This window comes from Rhizobium sp. 10PS4 (assembly GCF_032464805.1).
Classification (GTDB): Bacteria; Pseudomonadota; Alphaproteobacteria; order Rhizobiales; family Rhizobiaceae; genus Rhizobium; species Rhizobium laguerreae.
Map to the genome: position 1 here is coordinate 44,242 of NZ_JAWDIW010000021.1, position 14,699 is coordinate 58,940.

A 14,699-nucleotide genomic window follows, 5' to 3' on the forward strand; every position below is an offset into this window, starting at 1 on the left:
ACGCATGAGTCCCCACGCATGAGCCTCGTCAAGAAATTCGCGACCGTCGGCGGCGCCACCCTCGGCAGCCGCATCTTCGGCTTCGCCCGTGAAACGCTGATGGCTGCGGCGCTCGGAACCGGACCAATGGCCGACGTCTTCTACGCCGCCTTCCGCTTTCCGAATCTCTTCCGACGGCTGTTTGCCGAGGGCGCCTTCAACGCCGCCTTCGTGCCGCTCTTTGCCAAGGAGATCGAGGCGAACGGCACGGATGGCGCCAAGCGCTTTTCGGAAGAAGTGTTCGGCGTCTTGTTTTCGGTGCTGCTTCTCATCACCATCGTGATGGAGCTTGCCATGCCGCTCTTGGTGCGCTTCGTCATCGCGCCGGGCTTTGCCGACGATCCCGAAAAGTTCTCGATCACGATCCGCATGGCGTCCGTGATGTTTCCCTATCTGATGTGCATGTCGCTGACGGCGATGATGAGCGGCATGCTGAATTCGTTGCATCATTTCTTCGCCGCCGCCATCGCTCCCGTCTTCCTCAACGTGGTGATGATCGGGGCGCTGCTTTATGCGCTCTATACCGGCGCCGATCCGCTGGCGACGGCCTGGTATCTCTCCTGGGGCGTGCTTGCCGCCGGCGTCCTGCAGCTTGCCGTCGTCTATGTCGGCGTGCTTGCGGCCGGCATGAGCATCGGCTTCCGCTTCCCGAAGATGACTGCGAATGTCAAGCGGCTGCTGATCCTGGCGGTGCCGGCGGCGGTGACGGGCGGCATCACCCAGATCAACCAGCTGATCGGCCAGGCGATTGCGTCGTCCCGCGACGGCGCGATCGCAGCACTGCAATATGCCGATCGCATCTATCAGCTGCCGCTCGGCGTCGTCGGCGTCGCCGTCGGCGTCGTGCTGCTGCCGGAGCTTGCCCGGGCGCTGAAGGGCGGCAACCTGCGCGAGGCCGGAAACCTGCAGAACCGCTCGATCGAATTCGTGCTGTTCCTGACGATCCCCGCCGCTTTCGCGCTCTGGATCCTCTCCGACGAGATCATCCGCGTGCTCTATGAGCGCGGCGCCTTTCATCAGGAAAACACCGCCGTCGTCGGCTCGATCCTGGCGATTTACGGCATCGGCCTGCCGGCCTTCGTACTGATCAAGGCGCTGCAGCCCGGCTTCTATGCCCGCGAAGACACAAAGACGCCGATGCGCTTTTCGGCCATCGCGGTGGCGACCAACTGCGCCACGGCGCTGACCCTCTTTCCCTATATGGGCGCGCCCGGCATCGCCGTTGCCGAAGCCACGGCCGGCTGGATCAGCACCGTGCTGCTGTTTGCCACGCTTTTGCGCCGTGGCCACCTGACATGGGAATGGGCGCTGGCAAAGCGCACCGCCCTGCTGATCGTCGCTGCGGCCGTCATGGGTGCGGCCATCGTCTTCCTCAAGCAATATTGGGCGCCATGGCTTGCTTCCGGCGCGCCGCTTCTCACCAAGATCGGCACCCTCGGGCTGCTGATTGCGATCGCCATGCTGATCTATTTCGCCGCCGCCTTCCTGGTCGGCGGGGCAAATCTCGGCATGATCCGACGCAATCTGAACCGCAAGGCGGCGCCGGCAAAGGACGGGTGAGGCCAGTCGCACCACCGTGTCTCTGGCTACTTGATGGCTGTGGCTTGCGACCAGACAACCATCCATCGTTCGTCATGCCGCTCATACGTGTCGGTGTGCCAGTAGTCGTTGAGGGCGACTTTGTGGCCGCCGAAGACGACCTCCAGCTGAGCGCGATACCGAAGAACGGCGACACCGTCATAAAGCCGCACGGCAATGTCAGCAGGCTGCCAGGTCAGGTATTTGATCTGCCCGGAGGCGATCGCACCCAGATATTCTTCCTTTGAAAGGGCGGCACCGATTGGCGTTATCAGCTGGAAGTCCGGAGCGTGAAGCTGTCGTGCCCGAACCATATCGGCGCTGACCAGGGCACGCAGCCTCGCGCGCTCCGTTTCGCGAAGAAGGTTGGCCTCACTGGCCGATTGGGATGCGTTGACGGTCGGGATTGTCATGTCCGTTCTCCGATTGAGCTAAGCCCGATGCCGAAAAGTGTGAGCGGTTTTCGGAGCATCGTGTCTAACTATGTAATTGAAATAAAATTCTCATCTTAGGCCGACCGCCCAAAATCATCCTGGTCCAGGATCGTTCAATTTCTCTGTGGCGGCGATCATGATGCAGTCACTGGCCGTCGCGTTGCCGATTCTCCACTGGACGCCGGCACCAATCCCAAGTCGATGAGGCTTTGGGCGCTGGCGCGGATGCATTGCTCTTCGGGACGTGAGCGCCACCCGAGGACGCGGTGGGCTTTTGCTGCACTGACACTAAGATCGCGATTGAGCTCATGAACAATGGTTCGTGCATCGGGGTCGGATTGCGCCATGACCCTGACGATCTCGTCAGAGACTACGCCTGACGGCAGGCGGGAGGCATGGTCGGGAAAGGAATGGGCAAGAATGGCCACAAGGTCCTTGAGCCAGAAAAACCGTCCACCGATGATGAACCGCTGGCCGCCGGCAGCAGGAGTGGTCATCGCTCGAATGTGGGCATCGGCGGTATCGCGCACATCCACGACGGAGAAGCCAAAGCGCGGGATACCGTTGAATCGTCCCGTCATCAAATGGTGGATCAATCCAACAGACGTCCCGAAATTCGGCCCGAGCAACGGCCCGAGGATCATACTCGGATTGATCACTGCCAGATCGAGCCCGACGTCATGAGCAAAGCTCCAGGCAGCCCGTTCGGTCAGCGTCTTGGATTTATAATAGGGCGTCGCCCGCGGGCTTTCCGGGTCGGTCCAATTCTCTTCGGTAAAAGGCGCCTGCCCGTCGCCATGGTTGGTGGCAGCTATGGAGGATGTCAGAACCACACGTTTGACCCGTGCCCGATGCGCCTCGCGAAGCACGCGCAACGCACCATCGCGAGCTGTCTGGATCAGTGCTTTCTCATTTTCGGGATATCCCGGAGGGAAAGGCGATGCGGTGTGAATGACATAGTCACATCCTTCGACTGCCGCTGCCCAACCGCCATCGCTATCAAGATCGGCCTGCACCAGACTGAGGTTTTGCAGTTGCCCGTCTGTGTGCGCTCCAAGCTGACCGACCGTCGCAGCGCTTGTACCGATGCTGCGCAGGCTTCCTCTGACCCGATACCCCTGCTTGAGCAACTGCAAGGCAATGTGGCCTGCGAGAAATCCGCCAATGCCGGTCACCAATACGATGGCGCCATTAGAATTATCTGACGTGATACTCATGGCATCTCCTGACTGCGCACCGATGCGCCTTCATCGACTTAGACAGAAATACATTATCTGTCTACTCGTGTTTTGACAGAATGGTCACAAAATGGCAGTCTGTCCAAATGACGCAGAATGATCGAAAAATCGCCCAAATTCTCGATGCTGCCCTGCCGGTGTTCGTGCGTTTCGGCTTTCGCAAGACTTCCATGGCCGACATTGCGCGTGCCGCAGGAATTTCGCGAGCATCGCTCTATCTGAGCTTCAACAGCAAGGAAGAGCTTTTCCGAGCCGGCTCCATGCGAGCGCATACTCGCGCATTGGATGAGGTAGGAGCGGCCCTCGCGGGACAGTGGAACGCGTTTGACCGCATGGAAAGGGCCATAGCAGTGTTTCAGCGGGAGTTAATCGCCCCTTTTGGCGGCAGTTCCGATGCAGAAGAACTGTTTGCCGCCAATATGGCCTTGGCTGCGGATATCACGCTCGACGCGCGGACACGGCTATTGACTATGCTGACACAGACGCTGAATGCCGCTGCGGAAGCCAAGGAAATCGATCTCGAACCACTGCAGGCCTCGCCTCATCAACTGGCCAATATCATGATGGCTGCAATGGATGGGATCAAACACGCGCAATGGAATGGTTCCAGCCTCGATGACGATACAAAACTATTCATGCGCCTCTTGCGAGTGGCGGTGACGCCGCGAAGCGGCCAATAGAGTTGGTCGCGGCAGGTCTTTTCGCCGTCACTGAATCGCGATCCTTAAACCGGAATGGGAAAAGGTGGACCGCATGGTTCCTCAGCAATCCACCCATCGTCGCTGCGGTCCGACGTCGACATGAATGATGCCGTTGCAATAGCTGCCGATGCCGCCGATGCCCGGCGCGCTTCTTGCGGCAGCAATGATCGTGCGCTCCGACAGGCCGGGTATCCTGATATCGGCCGCCAGACACTTCCCGTGCAGGGACCCATGGCGGCGGGGATGCGGCCTGTGGCCCGAAGTTATCACCGGGCGTCGGCCGGTCTTCGCAGCAATATGCGACAGTACCGCTCGCAGGCGCCCGGGAAAGCAGCTGGCACGAACGCTGACGGTCTGGACCGTGTAGGCGAGACGTGCCTGAGGTTTTGGAAGATGAGCGGCGTGCCTTTTCATGTCTTGACCGACGGCACCCGTTGCTGATTGAAAGGCGAAAAGGCCTGCCATGGCGAGCAAAATTGCGTTCTGCATGGTCGCTCCGATCAGCTACCCAGCGACCCCAACGGCGCCGGCACCAGGCGCAGGATTTTCGGTTCAAAAAAAGCTTTTTTGTGAAATTTTATACTCAATTATGAGTAAGGCGGCTGATCAATTCGGCTTAAAGTCCAGGGAATTGCGCTCACAACTGGAATAAACATCTCAAACGCGAGGCAGTACATGACGATCCAGTCTCTTTTTCTCGTCACCCTCGTGGTCGACGATTACGACCGCGCCAAGGCTTTTTACTGCGATGGTCTCGGTTTCGATTGCCTTCAGGACGAGCTGCAGCCGGAGGGCAAGCGCTGGGTGGTGGTGAAGCCGAGGGGTGGGGATGGAGCCGCCTTTCTGCTGGCGCAGGCGGCAGACGAGACGCAACGCGCGGCCATCGGCAATCAGACCGGCGGGCGTGTCGGCTTCTTTCTGAAGACCGACGATTTCGCCCGCGACCATGCCGCGATGCTGGCGGCCGGCGTGCGCTTTCTGGAAGAGCCGCGTCACGAGGTTTACGGCACGGTGGCGGTGTTTGCGGATCCCTACGGCAACACTTTCGATCTGATCCAGCACACTGCCGCCTGAACCCCTTGATTGCGACCGGTTGCCCGTGCATAAGCCGCGGCGTTAACAACATGGGCGAAAAGCCCTGCTGCATTCTGCAGCAATTAAACTGTGACAGCGTGGGCCCTCCACCAGCCTATTGAGGACGACATGAGCGAATTCAAGAAACTCGTATTCTCCGGCGTGCAGCCGACCGGCAATCTGCATCTCGGCAATTATCTCGGCGCGATCCGCCGGTTCGTGGCGCTGCAGGAAGGCAATGACTGCATCTACTGCGTCGTCGACATGCATGCGCTCACCGCCCAGCTCGTGCATGAGGACATGCCGAGCCAGACGCGCTCGATCGCCGCCGCCTTCATCGCCGCCGGCATCGATCCGGAAAAACATATCGTCTTCAATCAGTCGGCCGTGCCGCAGCATGCCGAACTCGCCTGGATCTTCAACTGCGTCGCCCGCATCGGCTGGATGAACCGGATGACGCAGTTCAAGGACAAGGCCGGCAAGGACCGCGAACAGGCCTCGCTCGGGCTCTACGCCTATCCGAGCCTGATGGCCGCCGACATTCTCATCTATCGCGCCACCCATGTGCCTGTTGGTGAGGACCAGAAGCAGCATCTGGAGCTTGCCCGCGACATCGCGATGAAGTTCAACCTCGACTATGCCGAGCATATCAGCAGGACCGGCTACGGCGTCGACATCACCGTCGGCAACGAGCCGGTGCATGCCTATTTCCCGATGGTCGAGCCGTTGATCGGCGGGCCGGCGCCGCGTGTCATGTCGCTGCGCGACGGCACCAAGAAAATGTCGAAGTCGGACCCCTCCGATCTCTCACGCATCAACCTGATGGACGACGAGGACGCGATCTCGAAGAAGATCCGCAAGGCCAAGACCGATCCGGACGGTTTGCCGAGCGAGATCGACGGGCTGCAGGGCCGTCCGGAAGCCGACAATCTGGTGGCGATCTATGCCGCACTCGCCGACAAGCCGAAGGCGGACGTGCTTGCCGAATTCGGCGGCCAGCAATTCTCCGTCTTCAAGCCGGCGCTGGTCGACCTGGCAATCAACGTGCTCGCGCCGATCACCGGCGAAATGCGCCGGCTGATGGACGATACCAGCCATATCGACGCGATCCTGCGCAAGGGCGGCGAACGCGCAAGGGCACGCGCCGAAGTGACCATGCGCCAGGTGCGCGACGTCATCGGCTTCCTCTATTGAGATAGATCTCCCCTTTTTACCGCCAGGGGAGAAGGGGACCTTCCCCTGGGGAGAAGGGGCAAAAACTGGGCTTGCAAATTTTCCGCTTCGGGTGTCAGAGTCCGCGCCATGGTATCGAAGCGACTCTCACGGCTCGAAGGTCATCGCCGCAAATTCATGGCGGTGATCGACGGTACACCCGAATGCCAACGCGCCGTTCATTATGCCGGCCGGCGCGCGAAGAATTCCAATGGCGGGCTGGTGCTGCTCTACGTAATCCCCGACGGGGATTTCCAGCAATGGCTCGGCGTCGAAGAGATCATGCGGGCCGAAGCGCGCGAGGAGGCCGAGGCGGTGGTTGCCAAGATCGCCCAGATCGTGCGCGAGACCATCGGCATCGAGCCCGAGGTCGTCATTCGCGAGGGCGGCGCTGCCGAACAGATCAACGCCGTGATCGAGGAAGACCGCGATGTGGCGATCCTGGTTCTGGCCGCCGGTTCGGCAAAGGAAGGTCCAGGGCCGCTGGTTTCCTCGGTTGCCGGTCGCGCGGCGGCGTTTCCGATCCCGGTCACCGTGCTGCCGGATACGCTGACCAACGAGGAAATCGACGCCCTTTGCTAGAGCATGATGCCGAAAAGTATGAGCGGTTTTCGGACGACACCATGCTCTAACTATATAATGTAGAACAGGATTCAGATTTTAGGCCAACGGGCCTAAAATCATCCTGTTCTGGCATTTCTTGAGTACAAGTCTCTTGATTAGAGCCGTCAATCGGCTTATCTTCTTTTGAAGAATTCTAAAGACGGCCGAGGCCCTGGCCGACCGCATGGAGAACCAGATGTTCATTCAGACCGAAGCCACGCCGAACCCCGCCACGCAGAAGTTCCTGCCGGGCAAGGTGGTGATGGAAAACGGCACGGCAGAGTTCCGCAGCACTGAGGAGGCTCAAGCTTCGCCGCTCGCTGCCCGCCTGTTCGAAATATCCGGCGTCACCGGCGTCTATTTCGGCTATGATTTCATTTCCGTCTCCAAGGATAATGCCGACTGGCAGCATCTTAAGCCGGCTATATTAGGCTCGATCATGGAGCACTTCATGTCCGGCAAGCCGGTCATGGGCGATGCCTCCATCCTTTCCGAAGACGCCGATGCCGGCGACGAATTCTTCGACGAAGGCGATGAATCGATCGTGCTGACCATCAAGGAGCTTCTGGAGACCCGCGTACGCCCGGCCGTTGCCCAGGATGGCGGCGACATCACCTTCCGCGGCTTCAAGGATGGCAAGGTCTATCTGAACATGAAGGGTTCCTGCGCCGGCTGCCCGTCTTCGACGGCAACGCTGAAGCACGGCGTCCAGAACCTGCTGCGCCATTTCGTTCCGGAAGTGCAGGAAGTGATTGCCGCTTAAAAATCTTGAATTCGTCCAGCCGTTCATCTCAGGTTCGGCCGAACGGGTTTATCGATAGGCGACACTGGTTTATTCGGAAATTGATGGCATGATCATTCTGGCGCTCGACACGGCAGGTGTGGACTGCGCTGCCGCCGTCTATGACAGCGGCAGGGATACGGTGCTGGGGGAGGCATCGGACATGATCGGCAAGGGGCATGCTGAACATCTGATTGGTATCGTCGATCGCGCACTCGATCAGGCGGGACTGGCCCTTTCGGATGTCGACCGCCTTGCCGTCACCATCGGTCCCGGCTCCTTTACCGGTATCCGCGTCGGCGTTGCCGCAGCCCGCGGTTTTGCGCTTTCCCTCAATGTGCCGGCCGTCGGCGTCACCACGCTCGAAGTCATGGCATCAGCCCAGCGCGACAAGACGCCTCATCGCGCCGTGCTGGCGGCGATGGATGCCAAGCGGGACGAAATCTATCTCCAGTCCTTCGCCGCCGACGGTTCGCCCCTCGACGCGCCACGGGCAGTCAGCGTTGCGGAAGCGCAGGTTTTTGCCGCCGGTTTTGACGGCGAGATTACCGGTTCGGCGACGCCGCTCCTCAAGGCCGACGCCTTCGGCGATCACACCAACAGGTTCCCGATCTCCGTCGTGGCGCGCCTGGGCGCTGCCGCCTCCCCCGATGCCGGAAAGCCGAAGCCCCTTTATCTGCGCGGACCCGATGCCAAGCCGCAGGCCGGGTACGCGATTGCGCGACGAGTATGACGATGCTGGAAAGCTATCTGACGCTGAAACCGGAATTCGAGATCATCGCCATGGAGCGCGAGGATTGCCGCGATGTTGCCGCCCTGCACGGCGAGCGGTTCGCCCGGCCCTGGGGCGACGGTGAATTTCACGGGCTGCTGATGCAGGATACCGTCTTCGGCTTCGTCGCGCGCCAGACCAATGCCATCCTGAAAAAGCCGCTTCCGGGGTTCATTCTCGCCCGCCATGTCGCCGGCGAGGCGGAGATCCTGACGATTGCCGTGCAGGCGAAGGTCTCCCGTGCCGGACTTGGCTGGCGACTGATGCAGGCGGCGATGCGGGAAGCGCGGTCGCGCGGCGGCGAGAGCATGTTTCTCGAGGTCGACAACGGCAATACGGCAGCGCTTGGCCTCTACCGCAAGCTCGGCTTCGAAAAGGTCGGCGAACGTCAGGGTTACTACAGACAAGAAAACGGCGCCCTCTCCACGGCGCTTGTCATGAAGCGCGTTCTTCGGTAGTTCCCTGGCAGCGAGATAACATGCAGGCCGGCGCAAATGCCCCAGCGGCGTTGTCGAAACACGAATATCTCTATAGGCCGGCGATGACTGATGTAGCCAAGACCCTTGAGGAGCTTTGCACCGAACGCGGCATGCGCATGACCGAGCAGCGCCGCGTGATCGCGCGCATCCTGGAAGATTCGGAAGACCATCCCGACGTCGAAGAACTCTACCGCCGCTCGGTGAAAGTTGATGCGAAGATCTCGATCTCGACCGTCTATCGCACCGTGAAACTGTTCGAGGATGCCGGCATTATCGCCCGCCACGACTTCCGCGACGGGCGCTCGCGCTACGAAACGGTGCCGGAAGAACATCACGACCATCTCATCGACCTGAAGACCGGCACGGTCATCGAATTCCGCTCGCCGGAGATCGAGGCGCTGCAGGAGCGCATCGCCCGCGAGCACGGCTTCCGGCTGGTCGACCACCGGCTGGAGCTCTACGGCGTTCCGCTGAAGAAAGAAGATCTCTGAAGCAATGGCAGCCCGGGAGACCAGCATTTGATCGCCTGGCTGCGCATCGCCTTCGCCGCGGTCGTCATCCTTGCCGTCAGCATCGTGCTCATGCCGCTGCAGGTCCTGGCGCTGCGGTTCGACTGGCGGCTGCGCCGCCGGCTTCCGCGCGCCTGGCACCGGCTCGTCTGCTATTGCCTCGGCATCCGCGTCCGCGTCATGGGCAAGCTGGAAGATCGCCGGCCGCTGATGCTCTGTTCCAACCATTCCTCCTGGCTGGATATCATGGTGCTGTCGGCCGTTGCCGACGTCGTCTTCATCGCCAAGATCGAGGTGCGCGACTGGCCGATCTTCGGCACGCTCGCCAAGCTGCAGAAGAGCGTCTTCGTGGTGCGCGAGGAGCGGCGCAAGACCGGCCATCAGGCAAACGAGATCGCCGGGCGCATGGCCGACGGCGAGATCGTCGTGCTCTTCCCCGAAGGCACGACCTCGGACGGCAACCGGCTGCTGGAGGTCAAGTCCTCGCTGTTCGGCGCTGCCGCGATGGCCGTGCCTTATTCGCCGACGGGAACGGTCGTGGTGCAGCCGGTGGCGGTTGCCTATACCCGGGTGCACGGCATCGCCATGGGGCGCTATCATCGGCCGCTCGCCGCCTGGCCGGGTGATATCGAGCTGCTGCCGCATCTCATCGATATCGTCCGCTGCGGCGCCATCGACGCCGAAGTTTCCTTCGGCGAGGCGGTGGATTACCGCGCCGAGACCAGCCGCAAGGAGGTGAGCGCGACGATCGCCCTGCGCATCCGCAACCTCCTGAACAGCCGCCTGCGCGGGCGGGAAATCTCTTAGAGCCTTTCCTGGTCAGATTGCAGCATTCTGCCGGAGCAGGTTTTCGTCAGGGCAGAGGCGATTGGCGAAGGGCATACCCCAAGGTACGTCCGAGCCGATCGCCTCTGATCCTGGCGGAAAGATGCCCGGCCCTTCGGGTTGGCTGAAACGGGCCGCCTGCTCGATCGGCCGGCTTGGCCGTAGAGCTTGGCTACGACGCGCGCCGGCCGGTCGAGCATTCGACTCCGTTTGAGCCAACAGAATGCTGCAATCTGACCAGGAAAGACTCTAGAAGAAGATTTCGATTTTCTCCGGCGGCAAAAACCACTAAATAGCGCGCCATGACACAGGACAGCGCCCTTCTCCATGCCCCCGAGGCAATTCCCAGCGAGAGCCTCCGCGACGGCAGCAACAGCCGCAAGGTCTTCATCAAGACCTATGGCTGTCAGATGAACGTCTACGATTCCATGCGCATGAGCGATGCGCTCGCCCGCGATGGCTATGAGCCGACTGAGGATATGGAAGAGGCGGACCTCGTTCTCCTCAACACCTGCCACATCCGCGAGAAGGCGGCCGAGAAGGTCTATTCGGCGCTCGGGCGGCTGCGCGAGATGAAAAAGAAGAAGGCGGCGGACGGACGGGAGATGATGATCGGCGTTGCCGGCTGCGTCGCCCAGGCCGAAGGCGAGGAGATCCTGCGCCGCGCACCCGCCGTCGACGTCGTCATCGGCCCGCAGACCTATCATCGCCTGCCGGAAGCGTTACGCCTGGCCAAACAAGGCCAGCGCGTCGTCGATACGGAATATGCGATCGAGGACAAGTTCGAGCATCTGCCGATCGCCGAGAGCCGAAGGATCCGCGCCCGCGGCGTCACCGCCTTCCTGACGGTGCAGGAAGGCTGCGACAAATTCTGCACCTTCTGCGTCGTGCCCTATACACGCGGCTCGGAAGTGTCGCGGCCGGTTTCCCAGATCGTCGAGGAAGCCGAAAAGCTCGCCGACAGCGGGGTGCGCGAGATCACCCTGCTCGGGCAGAACGTCAACGCCTGGCACGGCGCCGGACCGCGGGACGAGGCATGGAGCCTCGGCGACCTGCTCTACCGGCTGGCCGAGATCCCCGGCCTTGCGCGGCTGCGCTATACCACAAGCCATCCGCGCGACATGGACGACCGGCTGATCAATGCCCATCGCGACCTCAGCGCACTGATGCCCTATCTGCACCTGCCGGTGCAATCGGGCTCCGACCGCATCCTGAAAGCGATGAACCGGCGCCACACGGCGGCCGAATATCTGGCGCTGATCGAGCGCATCCGCACGGTGCGGCCCGATATTGCGCTGTCGGGCGATTTCATCACCGGCTTTCCGGGGGAGACAGATGAGGATTTTGAGGATACATTGAGACTTGTGGAGGAGGTCCGTTATGCACAGGCCTTCTCGTTCAAATACTCGACACGACCGGGCACGCCCGGCGCGGAGCTGAAGGATCAGGTGCCGGAAGAGATCAAGGCAGAACGGCTGGAACGCCTGCAAATGCTTCTCCTGAAGCAGCAGCAGGAATTTGCCGAATCTTGCATCGGCAAAGAGATCGACCTGTTGCTCGAAAAGCCCGGTCGCATGCCGGAACAACTAATCGGACGTTCTCCCTGGCTTCAATCCGTGAATGTTGATGCAAAAGCATCGCAAATCGGTGACATTATTAAAGTGCGAATCACAGGGACCGGAACAAACAGCCTGTTTGCCGAACGCGCAGAGGCTGCGGTCTAACCCAAGGAGCCTGACCGCTTGAACGGACAAGAATTGGTTTCTTCTTCACCGCGCCACCCCCGCACGCCGAGCGATACCAATCACTTCGTCCTGACGTTCGAGAACAACCGGTTCGCCAGCGAGCTCTTTGGTCAATTCGACCAGAACCTCAAGCTGCTCGAGCAACGGCTGAACATCGATGCGCGGGCACGCGGCAATTCGGTCGTCATCACCGGCGATGTCGTGACCACCAATCAGGCGCGGCGCACACTCGACTATCTCTATGAAAAGCTTCAGAAAGGCGGCAGCGTGGAACGATCCGACGTCGAGGGTGCAATCCGCATGGCGGTCGCCGCCGACGATCAGCTCAGCCTGCCGACGATGGAGCGCAAGGCCAAGCTGACGATGGCGCAGGTTTCCACCCGCAAGAAGACGATCATCGCCCGCACGCCGATGCAGGACGCCTATATCAGGGCCCTGGAACGCGCCGAGCTTGTCTTCGGCGTCGGCCCGGCGGGCACCGGCAAGACCTATCTCGCCGTCGCCCATGCCGCCCAGCTGCTGGAGCGCGGCGCTGTCGAAAAGATCATCCTGTCGCGCCCGGCCGTCGAGGCCGGCGAGCGCCTCGGCTTCCTGCCCGGGGATATGAAGGAAAAGGTCGATCCCTATCTTCGCCCGCTCTATGATGCGCTCTACGACATGATCCCTGCCGACAAGGTCGACCGGGCGATCACCGCCGGCGTTATCGAAATCGCGCCGCTCGCCTTCATGCGCGGCCGCACGCTCGCCAACGCCGCCATCATCCTCGACGAAGCGCAGAACACCACGTCGATGCAGATGAAGATGTTCCTGACGCGTCTCGGCGAAAATGCGCGCATGATCGTCACCGGCGACCCGAGCCAGATCGATCTGCCGCGCGGCGTCAAATCCGGCCTCGTCGAGGCCCTGCAGCTTCTGAACGGCGTCGAGGGCATCTCGATCGTGCGCTTCACGGATACCGACGTTGTCCGCCACCCGCTGGTCGGGCGCATCGTCAGGGCCTATGATTCCACCTATGCCGTCGCCGAAGACGTCAGCCGGCAGGACTAATGGCCGAACTCGACATCCAGATCAGCGTCGAGGACATCGGCTGGCCCGGCGAGGAGACGCTGCTGTCGTTTTGCGAACGCGTGCTCGGTGCCACCGCGGTCTATTTACGCGACAGCGAGAAGCAGCCATTCCCGACGATGCCGCCCGAGGTTTCGCTTGTTTTCACCGACGATGCCTCGATCCAGGACATCAACGCCGAATGGCGCGGCAAGGACAAGGCGACCAACGTGCTCTCCTTTCCGGCCTTTCCGGTTCAGCCCGGCAAGATGCCCGGTCCGATGCTCGGCGACATCATCATCGCCCGGGAGACGCTGGAGCGGGAAGCGGCCGAGCTCGAAAAGAGTTTCGACGACCACCTGACCCACCTTCTGGTGCACGGTTTCTTGCATCTTCTCGGCTACGACCATATGAATAGTGCCGAAGCCGAAATTATGGAGGGGCTGGAGACTCGCATTTTGGCGCAGCTCGGCCTATCTGATCCCTACGAGGGTCAAGACCTTAAAATGGAACCATGAGCGACTTTACGACGAAGCCGGCGGCAGACGCCAAAGACTCCGAGTCATCCTCCTCTTCGGACGAGGCAGGCAGTAGTAGTCGGCCATCCGGCCGATCCCAATCCTTCTGGTCGCGCGCCGCGCGCATCCTTCGCCCGCAACAGGGCTCGCGACTGCGCGAGGATCTCGCCGACGCGCTGATGACCGATGCGGCCGGCGACGACGCCTTTTCGCCCGACGAACGGGCGATGCTCAACAACATCCTGCGTTTTCGCGAGGTGCGCGTCGCCGACGTGATGGTGCCGCGCGCCGATATCGAGGCGGTCGACCAGAACATCACCATCGGCGAACTGATGATCCTCTTCGAGGAATCCGGCCGCTCGCGCATGCCTGTCTATGCCGATACGCTCGACGATCCGCGCGGCATGGTGCATATCCGCGACCTGCTCTCCTATGTCGCCAAGCAGGCGCGCAACAAGCGCCGAGGCCCGACGAAACCGGCCGCTGTCGTGCCGGCGATCGAGGTTGCGCCCGAAAACATCCAGAAGACCACGCGTTCGGCCAAGCAGAATTTCGATCTCGCCCGCGTCGACCTGCAAAAGACGCTGGCCGAGGCCGGTATCATCCGCAAGATCCTGTTCGTGCCGCCGTCAATGCTGGCGTCAGACCTGTTGCGCCGGATGCAGGTGAACCGCACGCAGATGGCGCTCGTCATCGATGAATATGGCGGCACCGACGGGCTTGCCTCGCATGAAGACATCGTCGAAATGGTGGTCGGCGACATCGACGACGAACATGACGACGAAGAAGTGATGTTCAAGCGCGTCGCCGAGGACATGTTCATCGCCGACGCTCGCGTCGAGCTGGAAGAGATCGCCCAAGCGATCGGGCCGGATTTCGACATCAGCGAGCAGGTCGACGAGGTCGATACGCTGGGCGGCCTGATCTTCTCCGCACTCGGCCGCATCCCGGTGCGCGGCGAGGTCGTCCAGGCGCTGCCAGGCTTCGAATTCCACATCCTCGACGCCGATCCGCGCCGCATCAAGCGACTGCGCATCACCCGCAAGCGCCACGCGGTTCGCCGCCGCGCCAAGACGGACGGCGACATCCCTCCCGGCGCCGAGGCCGGCGACGACCGGCCGGCGAAATCGACCGCCAACTGACAGGA

The 14,699-nt window shown here is 61.4% G+C and carries 17 protein-coding genes; 14 read left to right on the top strand and 3 right to left on the bottom strand.

The genetic code is table 11. The features are described 5' to 3' along the window. Positions 1-18 precede the first annotated feature (18 nt). Positions 19-1,599, top strand: a complete 1,581-nt coding sequence (murJ, locus tag RWJ89_RS31215; RefSeq protein ID WP_131662972.1) for a murein biosynthesis integral membrane protein MurJ — start codon at positions 19-21, stop codon at positions 1,597-1,599. A gap of 26 nt (positions 1,600-1,625) precedes the next feature. Here the strand turns inward: murJ and RWJ89_RS31220 are convergent, their stop codons facing one another. Both RWJ89_RS31220 and RWJ89_RS31225 read right to left on the bottom strand, forming a co-directional pair. Next, a complete protein-coding gene (locus RWJ89_RS31220; protein WP_131662971.1) occupies positions 1,626-2,030 on the bottom strand; it encodes a nuclear transport factor 2 family protein in 405 nt (134 codons plus the stop codon). Positions 2,031-2,185: 155 nt separating this feature from the next. Then, positions 2,186-3,268: an SDR family oxidoreductase gene (locus RWJ89_RS31225; protein ID WP_222060446.1), complete on the bottom strand. Its 1,083-nt coding sequence runs from the start codon at positions 3,266-3,268 to the stop codon at positions 2,186-2,188. A 107-nt stretch (positions 3,269-3,375) separates the two neighbouring features. On the opposite strand from RWJ89_RS31225, the gene RWJ89_RS31230 reads away from it, so the two are divergent. Further along, the gene (locus RWJ89_RS31230; RefSeq protein ID WP_246621778.1) at positions 3,376-3,969 is read left to right on the top strand and encodes a TetR/AcrR family transcriptional regulator; all 594 of its coding nucleotides are present in this window, start codon (positions 3,376-3,378) and stop codon (positions 3,967-3,969) included. An 81-nt stretch (positions 3,970-4,050) separates the two neighbouring features. On the opposite strand, the gene RWJ89_RS31235 is transcribed toward RWJ89_RS31230, so the two are convergent. Then, positions 4,051-4,479, bottom strand: a complete 429-nt coding sequence (locus tag RWJ89_RS31235; RefSeq protein ID WP_222060448.1) for a YcbK family protein — start codon at positions 4,477-4,479, stop codon at positions 4,051-4,053. A gap of 186 nt (positions 4,480-4,665) precedes the next feature. On the opposite strand from RWJ89_RS31235, the gene RWJ89_RS31240 reads away from it, so the two are divergent. The 12 genes from RWJ89_RS31240 to RWJ89_RS31295 all read left to right on the top strand — a co-directional run bounded on the left by RWJ89_RS31240 (position 4,666) and on the right by RWJ89_RS31295 (position 14,694). Further along, the gene (locus RWJ89_RS31240; RefSeq protein ID WP_221944552.1) at positions 4,666-5,064 is read left to right on the top strand and encodes a VOC family protein; all 399 of its coding nucleotides are present in this window, start codon (positions 4,666-4,668) and stop codon (positions 5,062-5,064) included. 129 nt (positions 5,065-5,193) lie between these two features. Continuing rightward, the gene (gene trpS / locus RWJ89_RS31245; RefSeq protein ID WP_222060449.1) at positions 5,194-6,258 is read left to right on the top strand and encodes a tryptophan--tRNA ligase; all 1,065 of its coding nucleotides are present in this window, start codon (positions 5,194-5,196) and stop codon (positions 6,256-6,258) included. 108 nt (positions 6,259-6,366) lie between these two features. Continuing rightward, a complete protein-coding gene (locus tag RWJ89_RS31250) occupies positions 6,367-6,858 on the top strand; it encodes a universal stress protein (protein WP_003544884.1) in 492 nt (163 codons plus the stop codon). A gap of 217 nt (positions 6,859-7,075) precedes the next feature. Then, positions 7,076-7,642 carry a NifU family protein gene (locus tag RWJ89_RS31255; RefSeq protein ID WP_012755783.1) on the top strand — a complete coding sequence of 189 codons (567 nt, stop codon included), beginning with the start codon at positions 7,076-7,078 and terminating at the stop codon, positions 7,640-7,642. A gap of 88 nt (positions 7,643-7,730) precedes the next feature. Then, the gene (tsaB, locus tag RWJ89_RS31260) at positions 7,731-8,393 is read left to right on the top strand and encodes a tRNA (adenosine(37)-N6)-threonylcarbamoyltransferase complex dimerization subunit type 1 TsaB (RefSeq protein WP_221988262.1); all 663 of its coding nucleotides are present in this window, start codon (positions 7,731-7,733) and stop codon (positions 8,391-8,393) included. After that, the gene (locus tag RWJ89_RS31265) at positions 8,390-8,890 is read left to right on the top strand and encodes a GNAT family N-acetyltransferase (RefSeq protein WP_206116856.1); all 501 of its coding nucleotides are present in this window, start codon (positions 8,390-8,392) and stop codon (positions 8,888-8,890) included. Before tsaB ends, RWJ89_RS31265 begins: the two co-directional genes overlap by 4 nt. An 83-nt stretch (positions 8,891-8,973) precedes the next feature. After that, positions 8,974-9,402: a Fur family transcriptional regulator gene (locus RWJ89_RS31270; RefSeq protein WP_003544875.1), complete on the top strand. Its 429-nt coding sequence runs from the start codon at positions 8,974-8,976 to the stop codon at positions 9,400-9,402. A gap of 27 nt (positions 9,403-9,429) precedes the next feature. Beyond that, the gene (locus RWJ89_RS31275; protein WP_168283937.1) at positions 9,430-10,227 is read left to right on the top strand and encodes a lysophospholipid acyltransferase family protein; all 798 of its coding nucleotides are present in this window, start codon (positions 9,430-9,432) and stop codon (positions 10,225-10,227) included. 320 nt (positions 10,228-10,547) lie between these two features. Further along, positions 10,548-11,969, top strand: a complete 1,422-nt coding sequence (gene miaB, locus RWJ89_RS31280; RefSeq protein ID WP_168283938.1) for a tRNA (N6-isopentenyl adenosine(37)-C2)-methylthiotransferase MiaB — start codon at positions 10,548-10,550, stop codon at positions 11,967-11,969. Between the two features lie 18 nt (positions 11,970-11,987). Then, positions 11,988-13,037: a PhoH family protein gene (locus RWJ89_RS31285; RefSeq protein ID WP_026264828.1), complete on the top strand. Its 1,050-nt coding sequence runs from the start codon at positions 11,988-11,990 to the stop codon at positions 13,035-13,037. Further along, positions 13,037-13,552 (top strand): rRNA maturation RNase YbeY, encoded by a 516-nt coding sequence (gene ybeY / locus RWJ89_RS31290; protein WP_131662964.1) that lies wholly within the window; start codon positions 13,037-13,039, stop codon positions 13,550-13,552. Before RWJ89_RS31285 ends, ybeY begins: the two co-directional genes overlap by 1 nt. After that, positions 13,549-14,694: a hemolysin family protein gene (locus tag RWJ89_RS31295; RefSeq protein WP_131662963.1), complete on the top strand. Its 1,146-nt coding sequence runs from the start codon at positions 13,549-13,551 to the stop codon at positions 14,692-14,694. The genes ybeY and RWJ89_RS31295 overlap by 4 nt, the downstream gene beginning before the upstream one ends. Positions 14,695-14,699: the final 5 nt, after the last annotated feature.